Source organism: Cellulomonas palmilytica (genome assembly GCF_021590045.1).
GTDB lineage: Bacteria > Actinomycetota > Actinomycetes > Actinomycetales > Cellulomonadaceae > Cellulomonas > Cellulomonas palmilytica.
In genome coordinates this window covers 409,112-426,498 of the sequence record NZ_CP062221.1, presented here as the reverse complement: position 1 = coordinate 426,498, position 17,387 = coordinate 409,112, and the positions used below count along the sequence as shown (strand labels likewise).

Sequence of the window (17,387 nt, the reverse complement as noted above, 5' to 3'; positions counted from 1 at the left end):
CTTCGTACCGTTCGCTCACCCGTCTGTGGACAGCCGCTCGAAAGACGACTCAGGCGTCGTGCCCCTCCTGCTGCGGGATGCCCGCGATCTCGCGGCGGCGTTCGAGGAGCAGGCGGAACCAGCCGTCGGTCAGGCCCATCGCGCCGAGGAGTGCCAGGACGAGCGCGACCGTCCCGCCGACCGCCCTGTCGGACCACGACGAGTGGGCCCAGGTCAGGAGAGTGACGACGACCGCGAACAGCGCCGCGAGCGTCACGACGAAGCCGACGACGAACGAGCGCTGCGACCACCCGCGCCCCACGCCCCACGACACCCCGAGCCACCGCACGTGCGCGAGCCGCGCGTCGAGCGGCGGTCCGGCGACCCCTGCCGGCCACCGTCGAGCCTCGAGCCGCCAGCAGAAGGACGCGTTGACCAGCAGGAGAGCACCCAGCAGGACGACGACGAGCGTCACGAGCGCCGCCGGCAGTCGCAGCGACCCGCCGTCGAGCGCGACGAGCAGCGTGACCCGCCCGCCGAGCAGCAGCAGCGTCCCGGCGACCACCTGCATGACGGGTCCACCGGTGCCACCCCAGCGGATCCCGGCCCACGGGACCCGGGTGGGGTGCGGCGAGGGCCGGACGTGGGACGACCACCGGTGCCCGTCCCACCAGCGCTCGCTGGCGGGATCCTCGGCCGGGAACCACCCGGCGACCGCCTCGCCCGACGAGGGCACCTCGTCCTGCACCGCCCGTCGGGGCCGTTCGACCGCCATGGACCGGTCAGGCCTCGAGGGCGCCGCGGACGATCGAGTCGCCGGAGTGGGCCGGGTCGCCGTCGAACTGCTCGAGCGACACGTCGACCACGGAGAACTCGTCCAGGTCGAGCCCCGCGGGCAGGTCGAACCGGCCCGACGAGCCGGTGAGCGTCCCGAGGCTGACGAGTCCGCTCACGTCGGGGCGCAGCAGCCACACCTCGCGGAACCCGTCCTCGGGCTTCCCGTCCTGCACGTCGACGACGAGCACGCGCTCGCCGTCGCGGCCCACCTCGACCCGGGCGGTGCCCTCGGCGGACCAGCCGGGCAGCGGCTGGAGCGCGGCGGACGCGACGACCGTCTCCCGCGCGTCCCGCGACTGCGCCCACCCGACGCCCACCCCGCCGATCAGCACGCCGGCGGCGGCCGCACCCGCGACCCACCCCCACGCGACCCGCCGCCGCGGCAGCGCCACCACGACCCCGTCGCCCGACGAGCCTGCGTCCGACGTCCCCTGCGACGACGAAGGCACCGACGAGACCTGCGACGCAGGCACCGAGGAGCCGTGCGGCGACGAGCTCGTGTCGGACGACGAGCCCTGCGACGCGACGGGCGTCAGGCCGAGCTCCGACTCGATCCGGTCCCACACCTGCGGTGCGGGGGTGACGAAGGTGACGTCCGCCCCGCGCGCGAGCGACACGACCCCGCCGAGCGCCGCGACCTCGGCGGTGCACCGCTCGCACCCGGCGACGTGCGCACGCTCGTCGGGCGTCCCGGCGTCCTCACCGAGGGCGAGGAGGGCCAGCACGTCGTCGTCCACGTGCGACTCATCCCACGGCACCGTCCACCTCCCATCGGTTGCGCAGCCGGGCGAGACTACGCCGCACGTGGCTCTTCACCGTGCCGAGCGGCAGGTCCAGTCTCGTGGCGATCTGGTCGTGCGTGAGGTCCTCGTAGAACGCGAGGCGCAGGATCGTGCGTTGCGGGTCGCCGAGCCGGTCGAGCTCGTCGGCGACGACGACGGAGTCGACCACGCGGTCGTCGTCGGCGGCAACGGTCGCGGGGGCGACGGGTGCCGCGGCGGCGAGGCGCTGGTCGCGGGAGCGGCGCTCGTGCGCGTCGGCGACGGCGTGGCGGGTGATGCCGAGCAGCCACGCGGGCAGGCGTGCGCGGGTGGGGTCGAACCGGTGGCGGGCGCGCCACGCGTCGACGAAGACCTGCTGCGTGACCTCCTCGGCGTCGGCGACGCTCCCGAGCGACCGCAGCGCGATGGTGTGCACGAGCGTGGACCAGCGCCGGTAGGCCTCGCGGATCGCGTCCTCGTCGCCGGCGGCGAACGCGACGCCGAGCTCCTCGACGCCCTCCCCGTCCGGCCCGGGAACGGGGGCGGGGACCGCACGCAGCGGAGCGCCGGGTCGCTCCTGCCCTCCGGTCACGCGCTCCCCGTCCGTCGTCGCTGGTCCCGAGCCCGAACCCGTGCCCGTCCCCGGGCCCGATCCCGAGGCCGCGACCGTACCCGGGTTCGGGCCCCGCCGCGCGGTGAGGACGGACATGCTCAGCCGGTCACCGGTTCGGCGGTGACCACGACGTTGTCGGAGTAGTGCCCGACGTCCTCCTGCCACGTCCCGCCGCAGGTGACGAGCACGAGCCGGGGCGGCCCCGAGCGCGCGAACCACACGTCCAGCGGTGCGGAGTCCTTGTCGATCGACTCCACGTCGGTGACGCGGTAGCGGTGCACGGTCCCGTCGGCGTCGGTCACCGCGACCGGCGCCCCGCTGGGCACGTCCCGCAGCCGCGAGAACGGTCCGATGCCGGTGAGCCGGGAGTCGACGTGCGCGGCGATGAGCGTGTTGCCGTCGTCGTCCGCGGGTGCCGGGCCGAACCGGTACCAGCCGGCCTCGTCGGCGTCCTCGGGGATCTCCATGGTCCCGTCGTCGAGCACCCCGACAGGCACGACCGTCATGTCGAGGTCGACGTCGGGGACCGCGAGCCGCACCGGCGCCACGCGCGTGGCGGGCGCCGGTGCGGTCGCGTCCCGGACCGGGATGTCGGGCGGCGACGGCGTCGGCGCCGCCGACGTGGGTCCGGGCGGCGCCGACGGCACGGTCGCCGCGGGCTCGGGCGCGGGCTGCCTGGAGGTGCAGCCGACGACGAGCGTCGCGACGAGCGCGCCGACCAGGGCGGCGCGGACCGCCCCGGCCGGCGTGCGGTGTCGTCGTGCCACGGGTCAGCGCGTGGTCGCCGTGGCCCGGCGGACGACGAGGCCCGCGGCGCCGATGACCGCGATGGCGCCGAGCGCGTACGGCCAGAGGGCGGCACCGGGCTCGTCGGCGGCGAGGCCGAGCTGACCGGCCTGGACGGCACCCGGGTCGCTGTGCAGGCCGTCGATGACCTGCGTGGCGAGCGCGAGCGTCGCCGGGTCGGAGCTCGCCGAGCCCCACGCGTAGACGATGGTGTTGGTGCCCTCGGCGACGTCCACGTCCGCCGGGCCGAGCAGCGCGGGCTCGGTGGTGCCGGCCGCGACGACGCTCGCGGAGACCGTGCCGGCGGGCAGGTCGAGGACCTTCTCGTCGGGGTTCTCGAGGTTGCTGATCACGGCGTCGCCGCCCGCGAGGACGTCCACACCGGGCGCGGCTGCGACGTGCCGGACGGTCAGGCGACCCTCGCCGGCCTTCGTCGCCGACGTGTCGTTGGTGAACAGCGAGGCGGTGGGCTCGCCCGCGGCGTCGAGGTGCGCGACGGCCGTGTAGCTGGTCGAGGCCGCGAGCTCGAGGTCGACGGGGCCGATGGCCGGGTCGCTGTCGTCGGCGGCGTCCGCCGCGGTGATCGCGACCGTGTACGTCCCGGCGGGCAGGTCGAGCGGGCCGGCGAGTGCGCCGGGCTCGAAGTCGTCGAGCGTCAGCTCGCCGTTGACGTAGACGTCGACGGTGAGCCCCGGCACGCCGTGCAGCACGGAGAGCGAGGCCTCGTCGGCGGCGGAGGCGGGACCGGCGGTGAGGGCGACGGCGGCGAGTCCGAGGGCACCGGCTGCGGTGCCGGCGAGAAGTCGAGTGCGCATGGTGCGTCCTTCCGGGAGTGGGCGCCGGGTCGGCGCCTGACACCCCTACTTCCGCCCGGAGGCGGGATCCGGATGCACCCGCGACGAGATTTCTTCCGACGAGCGTGCGCGAAGGTCGATCGGGTGGAGAAACGCTCACCTGACGAGCGTTTCTCCACCCGATCCCGGTCAGCCGGGGGGCGGCGCGTCGACCCGGCCTCGTTCCAGGCTCGCGGCGACGGACGGGACGAGCTGCGCGACGAACTCCTCGCGCGTGAGCGCGTCGAACGCGGGCATCCGCACGACGTAGCGGACGAGCGCCGCGCCGAGCAGCTGGCTCATCGCGGTGACGACGGCGACGGGCTCGAACCGGTCCCCGAGCGCGCGGGCGATCCGCTGCTCGAACGCGGTGCGCAGCGCCTCGGCGGCCGCGTCGATGGTCGCGACGGACAGGAGCATCGCGCGCACCTGCGGCCCGGTCAGCGGCGACTCCCAGATGTCGACGTACGCGCGCGTGAGCCGTTCCGCGACCTCGTCCTGCGGCGCCTGCAACGCGGCGACCAGCGCGAGCAGCCCCTCGACGGGCAGCTCGAGCGTCGCGGCGAACAGCTCGTCCTTGCTGGAGAAGAAGTGCATGACGAGCTTGGGGTCGACGCCCGCCTGCTGCGCGATGCCGCGGATGGTCGCGCCCGCGTAGCCGCGCTCGGCGAACTGGTCGCGTGCCGCGGCGAGGATCGCGTCGCGGCCGCCGGGGAACTTCTCGCCGCGGCCGCGTCGGCGGGGGGCCGGGGCGTCGGTCGTCACGTCGGCAGGGTACGCGCGTGACTCGATATCTACACGTGTTGATTTAGCCCGCCGACGCGCGTACGGTCGCGGTGACGGGCCGACGAGGGTGCCCGCGGACTCCGGCGGACGGTGGGACATGAGCACGACGAGCAGTGGGCGCGACGAGTGGCGGCGCACCATCGCCGTCGCGCTCGGGGCGTGCGTCGCGGTGTGCGTCGTGGTCCTCGCGTTCCTGTGGCCCACGGTCACCTCGACCGTGCAGGACATCCCCGTCGTCGTCGCCGGACCCGCCGCGGAGCAGATGATCCCCGCGGTCGAGGAGGCCGCGCAGGGCCGCCTCGACCTGTCGCCCGTCGCCGACCGGGACGCCGCGGTCGCGCAGATCCAGCAGCGCGAGGCGTACGGCGCGCTCGTGCTCGGGCCCGAGCCCGAGGTCCTCGTCGCGTCCGCCGCGAGCCCCGCGGTCGCGCAGGTGCTGCGGGCGGTCGCACCGCAGCTCGGCGCGCAGGCCGGCGCCGCGGTCGTCGTGACCGACGTCGTCCCGCTCGCCGCGTCCGACCCCAACGGCACCGGCCTGGCCGCGGCCGGGTTCCCGCTCATGTTCGGCGGGCTGATCGGCGGCATCGTCATCTCCCTCGCCGTGCGCGGCACCGCACGGCGGCTCGTCGCGCTCGGCGTGTACGCGGTCGTCGGCGGGCTGGCCGTCGCGGCCGTGCTCCAGCCGTGGCTCGGCGTGCTGCAGGGCGACTACCTCGCCAACGCCGGGGCGTACGCGCTGACGTTCACGTCGATGGCCGCAGCGATCGTCGGCGCCGCAGCGCTGGCCGGACGCGCCGGGATCGCGCTCGGGCCCGTGGTGTTCATGCTGTTCGCCAACCCCATCGCGTCGGCCGGCGCGCCCACGCAGTACCTGCCCGGCGCGTGGGGGACGGTCGGCCAGCTCTTCCCGCCCGGGGCGTCCGCGACGCTCGTGCGCACGCTGTCCTACTTCCCCGACGCCGCCACGGCCCGCCCGCTGCTCGTCCTGACGGGCTGGGCGCTCGCGGGGGTCGCCCTGCTGCTCGCGGCGGCGGCCGCGCGACGCTCGTCGTCCCCTGCCGTCCCGGCGCACACCGGCCCGGACGCGGACCCCGCGGGCACGCCCACGGAACCGCACGCCGCGCACGCGTGACGAGAGTTCACTGGACCCAGGACCCGCGAGAGGAGCTCCCATGGCTGACGCGGTCGTCGACATCCAGGGCCTGACCAAGTCCTTCGGGAAGTTCCCCGCGCTGCGCGGGCTCGACCTGCACGTCGAGCGCGGCGAGGTGCACGGCTTCCTCGGGCCCAACGGCGCCGGGAAGTCCACCACCATCCGCGTGCTCCTCGGCCTGCTGCGCGCGGACTCGGGCACGGTCCGCCTGCTCGGCGGCGACCCGTGGGCGGACGTCGTCGCGCTGCACCGCCGCCTCGCGTACGTCCCCGGGGACGTGTCGCTGTGGCCCGGCATGACGGGTGGGGAGGCGATCGACCTGCTCGGGTCGCTGCGCGGCGGGCTCGACGAGCGGCGCCGCACCGAGCTCGTCGAGCGGTTCGAGCTCGACCCGACCAAGCGCGGTCGGCAGTACTCCAAGGGCAACCGGCAGAAGGTCGCGATCGTCGCGGCGCTCGCGTCGGACGCCGAGCTGCTGGTCCTCGACGAGCCGACCAGCGGCCTCGACCCGCTCATGGAGAACGTGTTCCAGGAGGCGGTCGGCGAGGCGACGCAGCGCGGTGCGACCGTGCTGCTGTCCAGCCACATCCTCGCCGAGGCGGAGGCGCTCGCGGACCGCATCAGCATCATCCGCGAGGGCCGCGTGGTGCGGTCCGGCACGCTCGCGGACCTGCGCGGGCAGACGCGCACGACGATCCACGCGACCCTCGAGCGCGTCCCCGAGCGCCGCGACCTGGCCGGGCTGGGGGACGTGCGCGTCGACGGTGACCGGCTCACCGCGACCGTCGAGTCGACGCGCGTCGGGGAGGCGATGGCCGCGCTCACGCCGCTGGGCCTCACCTCGCTGACCGTCGCGCCGCCGTCCCTGGAGAGCCTGTTCCTGCGGCTGTACGGCGACGACGAGCACGCGTCCGACGAGCACGCGCCCGACGCCCACGCGCCTGACGGAGCCGCGTCCGACGAGCACGCGCCGGACGCCGACGAGCGCCCGCGGACGACGCCGTGACCCCCGTGGCCGCAGCGACGACCGGGACCGCCCCGACCGCCGCCCGTGCGGGAAGCCTCGTCGGGAGCCGGCCCCTGCTGCACGCCACGATCCGCCACGACGGCCGCATGTTCGCGCCGTGGGTCGTGGTCGCGACGCTGCTGTCGGTGTCGTCCGTGACCGCCTACCCGCGGGTCTTCCCGGACCCCGAGTCGCGGCACGCGTTCGCGGCGACCGTGGGCGCCAACCCCGCGCTCGGGCTGATCTTCGGCCCGGCGTACGACCTGTCGACGCCCGAGGGCTTCAACTCCTGGCGCACGCTCGCGCTCGGCGGCTTCCTCGTGGCGCTCGGGGCGATCAGCGCGGTGGTGCGGGCCTCGCGCGCGCAGGAGGACTCCGGCCAGGCGGAGCTGCTCGCGTCCGGGGTGCTGGGCCGGGGTGCGCGCCTGCTCGCGGGTGTCGCGCTCGCGCTCGTCGGGTCGCTCGCCGCCGGGCTCGTCGCCGGTGTCGCCACGGGCGCGTGCGGTGGCGACTGGGGTCCGTCCCTGCTGCTCGGCGCCACGTACACCGCGACGGGCTGGATGTTCGCGGGCGTCGCGGCGGTGAGCGCGCAGGTCGGCTCGGACGCGCGCACCGCGAGCTCGCTCGCGGTGGGCACGCTCGGCACGCTGTTCCTGCTGCGCGGGCTGAGCACGTCGCTCGACGCGCCCGCGTGGACCACGTGGGTCAACCCGCTCGGCTGGCCGCTCGCGACACGCCCGGCGACGGGCGACCACTGGGCGCCGCTGCTCCTGGCGGTCGCGTTCACGGCGGTGGCGGTGGGCGTGGCGTTCGCGCTGCAGTCCCGCCGCGACTTCGGGCAGGGCATCGTCGCGCAGCGGCCCGGCCCCGCGCGCGGGAGCGTCCGCTCCCCGTGGCGGCTCGCGGTGCGCGTGAACCGTCGGCCGGTGATCACCTGGGGGATCGCGTTCGTCGTGCTGGGCGTGGTGTTCGGGTACTTCACGACGTCGATCCGGGACCTGCTCGCGGGTGAGCCCGCGGTGCAGCAGATCCTCGCGGCGGGCGCGGCGAGCCCCGACGAGCTCACGGGCGCGTTCGTGCGGACCGTGCTCAGCCTCGTCGGGATCATCGCGTGCGTCCCGGGTGTGCAGGTGCTGCTCAGGGTCCGCGCGGAGGAGCAGGAGGACCGCGTCGAGCCCGTGCTCGCCGGGGCCGTCGCGCGTCCCCGGTACTACGGGAGCCACGTGGCCCTCGCGCTGCTGCTGGTGGCCGGGCTCGTGCTGCTCGCGGGGACGGTCGTCTCGCTGCTCGCGGGGGGCGCGGACATCGGCGTGACCACCGGTGACGTGCTGCTGCAGGCCGCCGCGACCGTGCCCGCGGTGTGGACCGTGGTCGCGCTCGCGGTCGCGCTCGTCGGGGCGCGGCCCGCCGCGAGCCTCGCCGCGTGGGCCGGGGTGCTCGTGTCGTTCCTGCTCACGATGCTCGGCCCGACGCTCCGGCTCGACGACTGGGCGCTCGGCATCAGCCCGTTCTGGCACGTGCCCGCCGTCACGGGCGGTGACCCGGACTGGACCGGCCTCGGCTGGCTCGCGCTGGTGGCCGGGGCCCTCGTCGCCGTCGGCTTCGCGGGCTTCCGCCGCCGCGACGTCGCGCGCTGACCCGCGGGCGGGGCCGTTCGCGGTGGAACCGGTCAGCGCGTCCGGAACGGGGCGAGGGTCGCGCGGATCGTCTGCGCCGCGCCCCAGTCGGGGTCGAACTGGGCGACCACCGCGAGGTGCTGGCGCAGCTGGAGGATCGGCATGCGCTCGCGCCAGCCCGCGTCGAGGCCCGTGAGCTCGGCGTAGCGGTCGAAGAACACGGCGGCCTCCGGGGGCGGGGCCGTGGTCCACACGTGCGCCAGGTCGATCTCCGCCCACGTGTAGGACACTGCGGGGTCGATGAGCGCGGGCTCGCCCGCGGCGGTCGCCAGGACGTTCTGCGCCCAGAGGTCGCCGTGCACCAGGCAGGCCGGCGCGTCGGGCAGCAGCTCGGGCAGGCGGTCGCAGAGCCGGTGCAGCGCAGCCCGGTCCGCGGCGTCGAGCGCGGCCGCCACGCGTGGCTCGTCGAGCCAGCGCAGCAGCCGGTGCCGCGCGAAGAACGTGAAGCCGTCGTCCTCCCACGTGTTGACCTGGCGGCGGCGGCCGAGCCACCCGTCACGGTGCCAGCCGAAACGCGCGTGCCGCGTGCTCGTGTGCTGGTGCGCGAGGACGTGCGCGAGCCGCTCCCAGAACGCCGGGTCCGCCGGCCGCGGGTGCAGGGCCTCCAGCACCAGCAGGTCCGGGCTCACGTGCAGCACCTGCGGGGTGGTGGCACCGCCGAGCGTGCGCAGCGCGTCCAGGCCCTCGGCCTCGGCGGCGAGCACGTCGTCGGCGGGCGCCACGTCGAACGCCTTGACGAACACCGTGGTGCCGTCGCCGCGGCGCGCGAGACCCGCCAGTGCGGCCTGCCCGCCCTCGGCGGGCACCACCTCGACCACGTCCGCCAGACCAGCGGCGTGCAGCCGACCGAGCAGGAGGGCGGTGTCCACGGCCGTCACGAGAGCCGTCGGCGCAGGAGGCAGAACTCGTTGCCCTCCGGGTCGAGCAGCACGTGCCACGACTCCTGGCCGGTCTGGCCGATGTCCGCCCGGCGCGCCCCCAGCGCGAGCAGGCGCTCCAGCTCGGCGTCCTGGTCGCGGTCCACCGGGTTGACGTCGATGTGCAGACGCAGCTTGCCGGTCCGCTCGTCGGACGACGGGCTGAGGATGATCGTCGGCTGCAGGCCGCCGAACCCGGACGCCGGCCCGATCTCGATCGCCCCGTCCTCCTCGTCGAGCACGACGTAGTCGAGCACCTGGCACCAGAAGTCCGCGAGCAGCCGCGGGTCGACGCAGTCGACCACGAGCTCGGAGATGCGAGAGGTCATGGTCACGTCCAGTCGAAGGTGAGCAGGGCGGTACGGGACTCGGGCTCGAAGAACAGGAGCACCGAGTCCGCGCCCGAGCGCCGGTAGTGGTAGCCGGCGACGGACGCGACGTGGTGGAACCGGCGCCCCTGCGGGTCGACGGGCCACGCGACCGTCCCGTCCTCGGTCTCGTGCTCCTCGACGGTGATCCCGTCCGGGACGACCCAGTTCCCTTCCGGGGCCTCGCCGCCGAGCTGGTCCAGCACCGGCACCGGGTAGTGCTCGTGCGGCTCGCGCAGCGGCACCATGCACAGCGCCCCGTGCTCCGCGAAGTGTGCGCGGGCCTGCTCGTACGTCGCGCGCTGCTCGTCGTAGTGCGCGCGCAGCTCGGTCAGCTCCTCGTGCCTCGTGCGCGCCCGGTGGTACTCGCGCAGCTCGTCACGCGACGGTGCGCCGCGATCCGGGAACCCTGTCACGGCCGGGTCGGCCTCGAGCGCCGCGAGCCGGAAGTACGCGGTGTCCGCCAGGAAGCGGTAGCGGCCGTCGCCCTCGACGCGGAACGCGATGACGTTCTCGCGCACCAGGTCCGTCCAGTGCTCGTCGTCCTCGCCGACGAGCCCCTCGTACGGCTCGACCGGGCTGACCAGGTGCACCTGCCCGGCCCACGACGGGTCGACGAGGCTCAGGTCCACCGTCACCAGCGGGTGGATGTACCGGGCCAGGTCCGCCTGGTCGAGGACGAACACGTCCTCGGGCCGGGGGAAGAGCGTCAGGCCCGCCACGGGCTCGGTGATCGCAGACGTCATCGGTCCTCCTCGTCGTCGGGCGGAACCTACCGGTTCGCCCCGACACGCACGACGAGGGGCGGCCCGGACGTGCCGGACCGCCCCAGGACGTCGCTCGTCGTCGCGACGCGCGTCAGACCTCGCCGCGCCAGGCGCCCGTCTCGACGCCGCGCGACTCGATGAACTCCTTGAAGCGCTTGAGATCGGCCTTCACCTGGCGGTCGTCGGCGCCGATCGCGGCACCCGCCTTCTCGACGAGCGTCTCCGGCTCCCACGCCGTCTGCACGTGGACGCGGGTCTGCGTGGCGCTGATCGGCTCGAACGTCACCTGGCCGACGTGCGTCGTGCCGTCGATGCTCTGCCACGCGACGCGCGTGTCGGGCGTCTGCTCGACGATCTGCGCGTCGAACTCGCGCTCGACGCCGCCGATGGACGTACGCCAGTGGGTGAGGGTGTCGTCGAGCTGGCGGACCTGCTCGACACCTCCCATGAACGCCGGGAAGTCCTCGAACTGCGTCCACTGGTTGTACGCGGTGCTGATCGGGACGTCGACCTCGATGGACTCGTCGATCGTGGGCATGGCGTGCTCCTTCCGTGGGTCACACAGGGGGACCCGGCCACGCTAGGTCGCCTTCGCCGATCCCGCGCGGCGAGCGGCGGCCACCGGCGCAGGGCCACCCGCAGGGGTGCCGACGACGGGCGGGCCGACCCGCAGGTCAGCCCGCCCGGCGCCCCCGGAAGCCCCTGCGTCAGCTCGTCGGGAAGCTGTCCGCCGTCATGACCCGGCTGCGCACGAACTGGCCGGACTGCGACAACCGCGAGGTGCCGTAGTCGGAGCCCGAGCACGTGCCGGACTGGAACGCCGCGCTGGACTCGCCCGCGTCGGAGTACGTCCAGTTCACGTGGCTGATCTTCAGCGAGTCGAGCAGGTCGAGCCACGCCGTGGAGCTCGCGATGTCGACCGTGCCGCCGCCCGTCGCGCTCGTCGTGCCCCACTCGCTCACGAACAGCGGGAGCTTGCCGGCCGCGTTGCGCACCTCGTTGCGGTAGTTGTCCTGGTGGGACGCCGCGTAGAAGTGGAACGTGTACATGATGTTGTCGAACGGCACCGGGTTGGCGACGATCTCCGCGGAGCTCGAACCCTCGGAGATGCCCAGCGACGACCAGGCGCGCGTGCCGACGAGGATCACCGCGTCGGGGTCGGCGGCGCGGATGATCGGGATGACCTGGCTCGCGTAGCTGCGAATGCCCTGCCAGGAGACACCGTTCGGCTCGTTCGCGATCTCGTAGATCACGTTGGTCTTGGACGCGTTGCGCGCCGCGACGCTGCGGAAGAACGTCTTCGCGTTGTCCAGGTTCACGTTCGGGTCACCGGGCGTGAGCGTGTGGAAGTCGACGATCGCGTACATCCCGCGCTGCTCCGCGGCGTCGACCAGGCTGTTCACCTGCGACGTGAAGCCCGACGGGTTGGTGACGTAGCCGTCCTCGTTGACGTACATCGCGATGCGGAAGACGTCGGCCTTCCAGTCGTTCGCGAGCGTGTTGAGGGAGCTGGTGTTGTAGCAGCCGGGGAACCACTGCAGGCCGTGCGTGCTGACGCCGCGCAGCTGGATCGGCTTGCCGTACTGGTTGCACAGGTTGACGCCGCAGACGCGCAGCTGGCCGTTGATCGCCACGGGCGTGGTGCCCGTGGGCGGCGGCGGGGTCGTCGTCGTGGGAGTGGGAGTGGGGGTCGGCGTCGGGGTGGGGGTGGGAGTCGGGGTGGTCGTCCCGCCCGTGCACGTCACGCCGTTGACGGTGAACGCCGTGGGCTTGGGGTTGGACCCGGACCACGAGCCGTTGAAGCCGAAGCTCGTCGACGCACCCGTGGCGAGCGTGCCGTTGTAGCTCGCGTTGCGGGCCGTGACGGCACCGCCGGACTGCGTGACGGTGGCGTTCCACGCCTGCGTGACCTGCTGGCCGGACGCGTACGTCCAGCCCACGGTCCACGAGTCGAGGCGGTCACCGAGGTTGGTGACCGTCACGCTGGCACCGAACCCGCCACCCCACTCGCTGGTGACGGCGTAGTCGACCTTGCACCCGACGGCCGCCTGGGCCGAGGACGCGGTCATCGCCCCGATGCCCGCCGTCGCGAGCAGGGACGAGACCAGAAGAGCAGCTGACTTGAGACGCGCGGACATCGATCTCCTCGTCGTTGAAGGACGTGCCGTGGCCCGTGCCGGGCACGACACTCGTCGCTCCGCGAGTGTGGGCCGCCCGGGGGGTCGGGGGTCCGGGGGCGGGACCGTCGAATCGATTTGGGTGGGCGCGTGCCGCCGGACGGGTGCACGGACCGCCGTCGGCGGGCACCTCAGCGCGGGCACGGTTAGCGTCGGGACGTCCGGGTCGACGGCGACGGGACGACGAGGGGAGCGACGGGATGACGAAGGTGGCGCTCGTGACGGGCGCGGGGTCGGGCATCGGTCGGGCGACCGCGCTGCGGCTCGCGCGCGACGGCCTGACGGTCGTCCCCCTGGGGCACAGCCAGGACAGCGCCGACGAGGTCGCGGACGAGATCCGGTCCGTCGGCGGCACCGCGCTGCCGCTGGCGGCGGACGTCGCGGACCCGGAGGCGGTCCGGGGCGTCGTCGCGCGTGTCGACGACGAGCTCGGCCGCCTCGACGTGGTCGTCGCGAACGCGGGCGTCAACGGCGTGTGGGCGCCCGTGGAGGAGCTCACGCCCGACGAGTGGTCGACGACGATCGCGACCAACCTCACCGGCACGTTCCTCACCGTGCACCACACGGTCCCGCTGCTGCTGCGCCAGGGCGGCGCGATCGTCGTCGTCTCCTCGATCAACGGCACCCGCACGTTCTCCAACTCGGGCGCGTCCGCGTACGCCACGAGCAAGGCCGGCCAGGTCGCGTTCGCGCGCATGGTCGCGGTCGAGCTCGCACCGCGCGGCGTGCGCGTCAACGTCGTGTGTCCCGGCGCGATCGACACCGAGATCGACGACAACACCGAGGTCCGCCACACCGACCACCTGGGCCTGAAGGTCGAGTACCCGCACGGCGAGATCCCGCTGACCGGGACCGAGCCCGGCGCGGCCGCGCAGGTCGCCGACGCGATCGCGTTCCTCGCGTCGGACGCGGCGAGCCACGTCACGGGTACCGAGATCTTCGTCGACGGCGGCCAGTCCCTGGTCGTGTAGTCGGCTCAGCCCGTCGGCACGAGCGCGGCCAGGAACGCGGTGCCGAGGGGCGCGAGCACGCTGAGCGCCGCGACGGGCGTCCGCAGCACACCGGCACGCAGGCCGAGGTGGGTGAGGAAGCGGTCCCGGGTGTCGACGAACTCCGCCGTGGGGACACCCGTGGGCGGTTCCCCCAGCGTCGCGTCCACGAGCGCGAGCGCCTGGCTGCGCCAGTGCAGGGCCACGGGCCCGATCAGCACGGCTGCGACGAGCGCGAAGAAGGCGCCGTACGCGAGGACGAACACCGTCGGGGAATCCGTCGCGGTCGTCGCCCCCGACGCGATCGCGCCGAGCCGCAGCATCGCCGTGTTCAGGACGGCGCTCGAGAGCAGGACCGCGAGCGCGAGCGCCGACGCCTCGATCGCCTCCCAGGCGCGGCGCAGCGTCGCGGCCGCCGCGTGGACGGCCGCCACGTCCACGGTGAGCGCGGACGTGGTCGTGTCCCACCGCGGCGCGCCGACCGCGGCGATGGACCGCGCGAGCTCGGCCTCGTCGTCCCGCGTCCGCCAGACCAGCAGCGTCCATGGCGCGGCCGTGCACCACCCCAGCGCGAGGAGACCGACGACGAGGACGGAGGGGACGTACGAGCCGTGGGTGACGAACCGCGCCTCCTGGGACGCCGCCATCACGAAGGCGGTCGCCGGCAGCGCGATCGCGACGTAGCGCACGCCGTGCCGCGGAGCGCCGGGCCGCCGTGGCCGCAGCCGGAGCCTCCTGAGACCCTCGCGCAGCACGGCGACCCAGACGAGTGCGCTGATCAGCAGCATCCCCGCCCAGACCGAGAACCACCGCGTGGTCAGCGCGCCCTCGACCGGGTCGTACGCACGCAGCGCCACGTACAGCGTCGCGGCCGCCGTGATCAGCAGCGGGTCGCGCCAGGTGACTCCCCACCTCGTCATCGCGCCCTCCTCGTCGACGCCGACGAGGAGCCGGCCGGCGGCCCGGAGATACGACGGGGCTGCTCAGCGGGCCAGGCGGTCGACGATCGCGCCGTACACGCGGGGCAGGCGTGCCGCGGCGGGGACGATCGTGCGGCGGGCCGGCGAGGTTGCGGCGGCGACGAGGCCCGTGGTGAGGACGCGGTAGTCGCGCGTCGCGCGCGCCCACGCACGCTCGTAGCCCGCGGGGTCGTCGAGGTGCGCGACCGCGGCGGCCGCTTGAGCCAGCCCGACGCGCAGGCCCTCGCCGGTGAGCGCGTCGACGTAGCCGGACGCGTCGCCGACGAGCAGCACGCGGCCCGCCGTGCGCGCGGTGGTGCGCTGGAGCAGGGGACCGGCGCCGCGTACCGGCCCGTCGGGCTGGGCGCCCGCGAGGTGCCGCGCGAGCGCGGGGAGCGCGTCGAGCGTCGCGTCGAGGTCGGTGCGCACCGGGCCGAGCACCGCGACCCCGACGAGGTCCGGGCCCACGGGCGTCACGTACGCCTCCGCGTGCGGCGCCCAGTGCACCTCGACCAGGTCGCCCCACGGCCGCACCCGGTAGTGCCGGCGCAGCCCGAACCGCCGGCGCTCGTCCGCGCGCGCTCGTCGGACCGGGACCTCCAGGCCCACGAGGCGCCGGACCGTCGAGTGCAGCCCGTCGCACGCGAGCACGTGGCCCGCCCGCAGGTCGTCGATCACCACGCCGTGCGCGTCCTGCCGCAGGTCGGACGCGCGTCCGACGACGACCTGCGCACCCAGCTCGGCCGCGCGCCGGGCCAGCGCCCGGTGCAGGACGGTCCGCCGCACGCCGCGGCCCGTCCCCCGCGTGAACCGGTGCTCGACGCGCCGCGTCGCGTCCACGTACGCGATGCCCGTCAGCTCGTGCCCGTCGGGGTCCACGCCCAGGCGGTGCACCGCGGCGAGCGCGCCGGGCATGAGCCCCTCGCCGCACGCCTTGTCGACCGGCCCGGAACGCGGCTCGAGCACCAGCACCGACAGCCCCGCGAGCCGCGCCTCGATCGCCGCCGCCAGCCCGACGGGACCGCCGCCGACGACGAGCACGTCCGCGTCGAGGTCGCCCGCGGGCACCGCTCAGACCTGCCGGGCGTCGGCGAGCGCGCGCTCCTCGGCGGGGATGCGGAAGCCCAGGAGCAGCACCGCGTTGAGCACCGTGAACGCGACCGCCGTGACCCAGGAGGTGTGCACGAGCGGCAGCGCGATGCCCTCCGCGACCACCGCGACGTAGTTCGGGTGGCTGAGGTACCGGTACGGGCCGCGGTCCACCAGCCCGAGGCCGGGGACGACGATCACGCGCGTGTTCCACTGCGGGCCGAGCGTCGCGATGCACCACCACCGCAGCCCCTGCGACGCGAGCACGACGACGAGCATCGGCCAGCCCAGCCACGGCAGGAACGGCCGGTCGGCGAGCCACGCCTCGGCGATGCACGCGACCAGCAGACCGGTGTGCAGCGCGACCATCGCGGGGAAGTGCCCTCGCCCGCTCTCGCGCCCGCCGCGCTCGAACGACCAGCGCGCGTGCCGCGAGGACACCACGAGCTCGGCGATCCGTTCCACGCCCGTCGCCAGGACGAGCACCGTGTACAGCGCGAGACTCATGCGGCTCCTTCGACGTCGACCTCGTCGGACGGCCAGCGCAGCGCGACCAGCTCGACCCCCACACCCGGGCCGAAGGCCGCGGCCACACCGAGCGCACCGGGCGGTGCGCCGTCCGCGATGCCGTCGGCGAGCACGTGCAGCACCGACGCGGACGACAGGTTCCCCGCCCGCGCGAGGTTCGCCCACGAGCGTGCCAGCGCCTCGTGCGGCAGGTCCAGAGCGTCCTGCACGGCCTCGAGGATCTTGGGCCCGCCGGGGTGCACGAGCCAGGCGCGCACGTCGTCGGGGACCGCGCCCTGCGCCGTGAGCAGCGCCTTCACGTCGTCGGCCACGTGCTCGCGCACCACGTCCGGCAGCCCGCCGGACAGCACGATCCGCAGCCCGGACGCCCCCACCTGCCAGCCGAGCGCGTCGGCCGAGCCGGGGTACAGCACGCTGCGCGCCCCGACGACGAGCGGCGCCCCCGCCCAGGTGCGGCGCACCTCGTCCGACGAGCCGCGTGGTGCGTCGCGCTCGCGGCCCGCCATGACGACCGCCGCGCCGCCGTCGCCGAACAGCCCGCTCGCGACGAGGTTCGCGGTCGAGTCGTCGTCGCGCTGCAACGTCAGCGAGCACAGCTCGACCGACACGAGCAGGGCGACCTGGCCCGGGTGCGCCTCCAGGTGGTCGTGCACGCGCGCCAGCCCCGCGGCGCCGCCCGCGCAGCCCAGCCCGAAGCTCGGCAGCCGCGTGACGTCCGGCCGCAGGCCGAGGCGGTCGACGAGCATCGCGTCGATCGACGGCGCACCGACCGCGGTGACCGTGGTGAGCATGAGGTGGTCGACGTCCGCCGGCTCCAGACCCGCCGTCGCGAGGGCCGCGCGGGCCGCGCGCTCCGCGAGGTCCAGGCCGCTCGCGAGCGCGAGCGCGTTCGTCTCGTCGAAGCCCGTGAACGCGCGGTAGCGCTCGAGCGGCGCGACGAGGTGCCGGGTGTCGATGCCCGACGAGGCGTGCAGGCGCCGCAGCACCGCGCGGTGCGCGTCGTCGCTCGTCAGGATGTCCGCGAGTTCGTCGGCGATCTGCGTCTGCGGGTAGACGTGGTCGGGCAGCACGGGTGCGACCGCCACGATCCGGGACATGTCCGGATCGTGCCACCAACCCTCACCCCCCGCCCGCCCAGCGGGGGTCGCGGGGCGAGGGGTGGG

19 protein-coding genes are annotated in these 17,387 nt (G+C 74.9%); 4 read left to right on the top strand and 15 right to left on the bottom strand.

The genetic code is table 11. The features are described 5' to 3' along the window. Positions 1 to 49: 49 nt before the first annotated feature. The 6 genes from F1D97_RS02140 to F1D97_RS02115 form a co-directional block, all read right to left on the bottom strand. Positions 50 to 754 carry a DUF2510 domain-containing protein gene (locus F1D97_RS02140; RefSeq protein ID WP_236122098.1) on the bottom strand — a complete coding sequence of 235 codons (705 nt, stop codon included), beginning with the start codon at positions 752 to 754 and terminating at the stop codon, positions 50 to 52. A gap of 7 nt (positions 755 to 761) precedes the next feature. Further along, a complete protein-coding gene (locus F1D97_RS02135; protein WP_236122097.1) occupies positions 762 to 1,553 on the bottom strand; it encodes an anti-sigma factor in 792 nt (263 codons plus the stop codon). A 7-nt stretch (positions 1,554 to 1,560) separates the two neighbouring features. Beyond that, entirely contained in the window at positions 1,561 to 2,169 is a 609-nt protein-coding gene (locus F1D97_RS02130) for an RNA polymerase sigma factor (protein WP_396022551.1), read from the bottom strand. Positions 2,170 to 2,288: 119 nt separating this feature from the next. Beyond that, positions 2,289 to 2,957, bottom strand: a complete 669-nt coding sequence (locus tag F1D97_RS02125) for a class F sortase (RefSeq protein ID WP_236122096.1) — start codon at positions 2,955 to 2,957, stop codon at positions 2,289 to 2,291. A 3-nt stretch (positions 2,958 to 2,960) separates the two neighbouring features. Continuing rightward, a complete protein-coding gene (locus F1D97_RS02120) occupies positions 2,961 to 3,791 on the bottom strand; it encodes a DUF4397 domain-containing protein (RefSeq protein ID WP_236122095.1) in 831 nt (276 codons plus the stop codon). Positions 3,792 to 3,959: 168 nt separating this feature from the next. Next, entirely contained in the window at positions 3,960 to 4,574 is a 615-nt protein-coding gene (locus F1D97_RS02115; RefSeq protein WP_236122094.1) for a TetR/AcrR family transcriptional regulator, read from the bottom strand. 118 nt (positions 4,575 to 4,692) lie between these two features. Between F1D97_RS02115 and F1D97_RS02110 the strand changes: the two genes are divergently transcribed. Genes F1D97_RS02110 through F1D97_RS02100 form a run of 3 tightly spaced genes read left to right on the top strand, consistent with a single transcriptional unit; the run spans position 4,693 to position 8,391 of the window. Next, positions 4,693 to 5,727, top strand: coding sequence for an ABC transporter permease (locus F1D97_RS02110; RefSeq protein ID WP_236122093.1), 1,035 nt, complete (start codon positions 4,693 to 4,695; stop codon positions 5,725 to 5,727). A 40-nt stretch (positions 5,728 to 5,767) separates the two neighbouring features. Next, the gene (locus tag F1D97_RS02105; protein ID WP_236122092.1) at positions 5,768 to 6,754 is read left to right on the top strand and encodes an ABC transporter ATP-binding protein; all 987 of its coding nucleotides are present in this window, start codon (positions 5,768 to 5,770) and stop codon (positions 6,752 to 6,754) included. After that, positions 6,751 to 8,391 carry an ABC transporter permease gene (locus F1D97_RS02100; RefSeq protein WP_236122091.1) on the top strand — a complete coding sequence of 547 codons (1,641 nt, stop codon included), beginning with the start codon at positions 6,751 to 6,753 and terminating at the stop codon, positions 8,389 to 8,391. The genes F1D97_RS02105 and F1D97_RS02100 overlap by 4 nt, the downstream gene beginning before the upstream one ends. 32 nt (positions 8,392 to 8,423) lie before the next feature. On the opposite strand, the gene F1D97_RS02095 is transcribed toward F1D97_RS02100, so the two are convergent. The 5 genes from F1D97_RS02095 to F1D97_RS02075 all read right to left on the bottom strand — a co-directional run bounded on the left by F1D97_RS02095 (position 8,424) and on the right by F1D97_RS02075 (position 12,620). Next, positions 8,424 to 9,299, bottom strand: a complete 876-nt coding sequence (locus F1D97_RS02095; protein ID WP_236122090.1) for a fructosamine kinase family protein — start codon at positions 9,297 to 9,299, stop codon at positions 8,424 to 8,426. A 5-nt stretch (positions 9,300 to 9,304) separates the two neighbouring features. Continuing rightward, positions 9,305 to 9,676, bottom strand: a complete 372-nt coding sequence (locus F1D97_RS02090) for a VOC family protein (RefSeq protein ID WP_236122089.1) — start codon at positions 9,674 to 9,676, stop codon at positions 9,305 to 9,307. Positions 9,677 to 9,678: 2 nt separating this feature from the next. Further along, a complete protein-coding gene (locus tag F1D97_RS02085) occupies positions 9,679 to 10,461 on the bottom strand; it encodes a hypothetical protein (protein ID WP_236122088.1) in 783 nt (260 codons plus the stop codon). A 112-nt stretch (positions 10,462 to 10,573) separates the two neighbouring features. After that, positions 10,574 to 11,020, bottom strand: a complete 447-nt coding sequence (locus F1D97_RS02080; RefSeq protein WP_236122087.1) for an SRPBCC family protein — start codon at positions 11,018 to 11,020, stop codon at positions 10,574 to 10,576. A gap of 169 nt (positions 11,021 to 11,189) precedes the next feature. Continuing rightward, positions 11,190 to 12,620 carry a cellulase family glycosylhydrolase gene (locus F1D97_RS02075; protein ID WP_236122086.1) on the bottom strand — a complete coding sequence of 477 codons (1,431 nt, stop codon included), beginning with the start codon at positions 12,618 to 12,620 and terminating at the stop codon, positions 11,190 to 11,192. Between the two features lie 239 nt (positions 12,621 to 12,859). On the opposite strand from F1D97_RS02075, the gene F1D97_RS02070 reads away from it, so the two are divergent. Next, positions 12,860 to 13,630: an SDR family oxidoreductase gene (locus F1D97_RS02070; protein WP_236122085.1), complete on the top strand. Its 771-nt coding sequence runs from the start codon at positions 12,860 to 12,862 to the stop codon at positions 13,628 to 13,630. 5 nt (positions 13,631 to 13,635) lie between these two features. Here F1D97_RS02070 and F1D97_RS02065 read toward each other — a convergent pair whose 3' ends face one another. From F1D97_RS02065 to F1D97_RS02050, 4 genes are all read right to left on the bottom strand, one after another. After that, a complete protein-coding gene (locus F1D97_RS02065) occupies positions 13,636 to 14,568 on the bottom strand; it encodes a hypothetical protein (protein WP_236122084.1) in 933 nt (310 codons plus the stop codon). Positions 14,569 to 14,631: 63 nt separating this feature from the next. Continuing rightward, positions 14,632 to 15,675 (bottom strand): NAD(P)/FAD-dependent oxidoreductase, encoded by a 1,044-nt coding sequence (locus F1D97_RS02060; RefSeq protein WP_236122083.1) that lies wholly within the window; start codon positions 15,673 to 15,675, stop codon positions 14,632 to 14,634. 3 nt (positions 15,676 to 15,678) lie between these two features. Further along, entirely contained in the window at positions 15,679 to 16,203 is a 525-nt protein-coding gene (locus F1D97_RS02055; RefSeq protein WP_236122082.1) for an isoprenylcysteine carboxyl methyltransferase family protein, read from the bottom strand. Continuing rightward, complete coding sequence (locus tag F1D97_RS02050) at positions 16,200 to 17,321, bottom strand: type III polyketide synthase (RefSeq protein ID WP_236122081.1); 1,122 nt, start codon at positions 17,319 to 17,321, stop codon at positions 16,200 to 16,202. The genes F1D97_RS02055 and F1D97_RS02050 overlap by 4 nt, the downstream gene beginning before the upstream one ends. Positions 17,322 to 17,387 lie beyond the last annotated feature (66 nt).

What these genes read in the sequence shown, in the direction of transcription:
- F1D97_RS02075 (WP_236122086.1), bottom strand. Translation starts at nt 12,620, where the DNA reads ATGTCCGCGCGTCTCAAGTCAGCTGCTCTTCTGGTCTCGTCCCTGCTC.
- F1D97_RS02080 (WP_236122087.1), bottom strand. Translation starts at nt 11,020, where the DNA reads ATGCCCACGATCGACGAGTCCATCGAGGTCGACGTCCCGATCAGCACC.
- F1D97_RS02120 (WP_236122095.1), bottom strand. Translation starts at nt 3,791, where the DNA reads ATGCGCACTCGACTTCTCGCCGGCACCGCAGCCGGTGCCCTCGGACTC.
- F1D97_RS02055 (WP_236122082.1), bottom strand. Translation starts at nt 16,203, where the DNA reads ATGAGTCTCGCGCTGTACACGGTGCTCGTCCTGGCGACGGGCGTGGAA.
- F1D97_RS02085 (WP_236122088.1), bottom strand. Translation starts at nt 10,461, where the DNA reads ATGACGTCTGCGATCACCGAGCCCGTGGCGGGCCTGACGCTCTTCCCC.
- F1D97_RS02065 (WP_236122084.1), bottom strand. Translation starts at nt 14,568, where the DNA reads ATGACGAGGTGGGGAGTCACCTGGCGCGACCCGCTGCTGATCACGGCG.
- F1D97_RS02090 (WP_236122089.1), bottom strand. Translation starts at nt 9,676, where the DNA reads ATGACCTCTCGCATCTCCGAGCTCGTGGTCGACTGCGTCGACCCGCGG.
- F1D97_RS02105 (WP_236122092.1), top strand. Translation starts at nt 5,768, where the DNA reads ATGGCTGACGCGGTCGTCGACATCCAGGGCCTGACCAAGTCCTTCGGG.
- F1D97_RS02110 (WP_236122093.1), top strand. Translation starts at nt 4,693, where the DNA reads ATGAGCACGACGAGCAGTGGGCGCGACGAGTGGCGGCGCACCATCGCC.
- F1D97_RS02050 (WP_236122081.1), bottom strand. Translation starts at nt 17,321, where the DNA reads ATGTCCCGGATCGTGGCGGTCGCACCCGTGCTGCCCGACCACGTCTAC.
- F1D97_RS02140 (WP_236122098.1), bottom strand. Translation starts at nt 754, where the DNA reads ATGGCGGTCGAACGGCCCCGACGGGCGGTGCAGGACGAGGTGCCCTCG.
- F1D97_RS02070 (WP_236122085.1), top strand. Translation starts at nt 12,860, where the DNA reads ATGACGAAGGTGGCGCTCGTGACGGGCGCGGGGTCGGGCATCGGTCGG.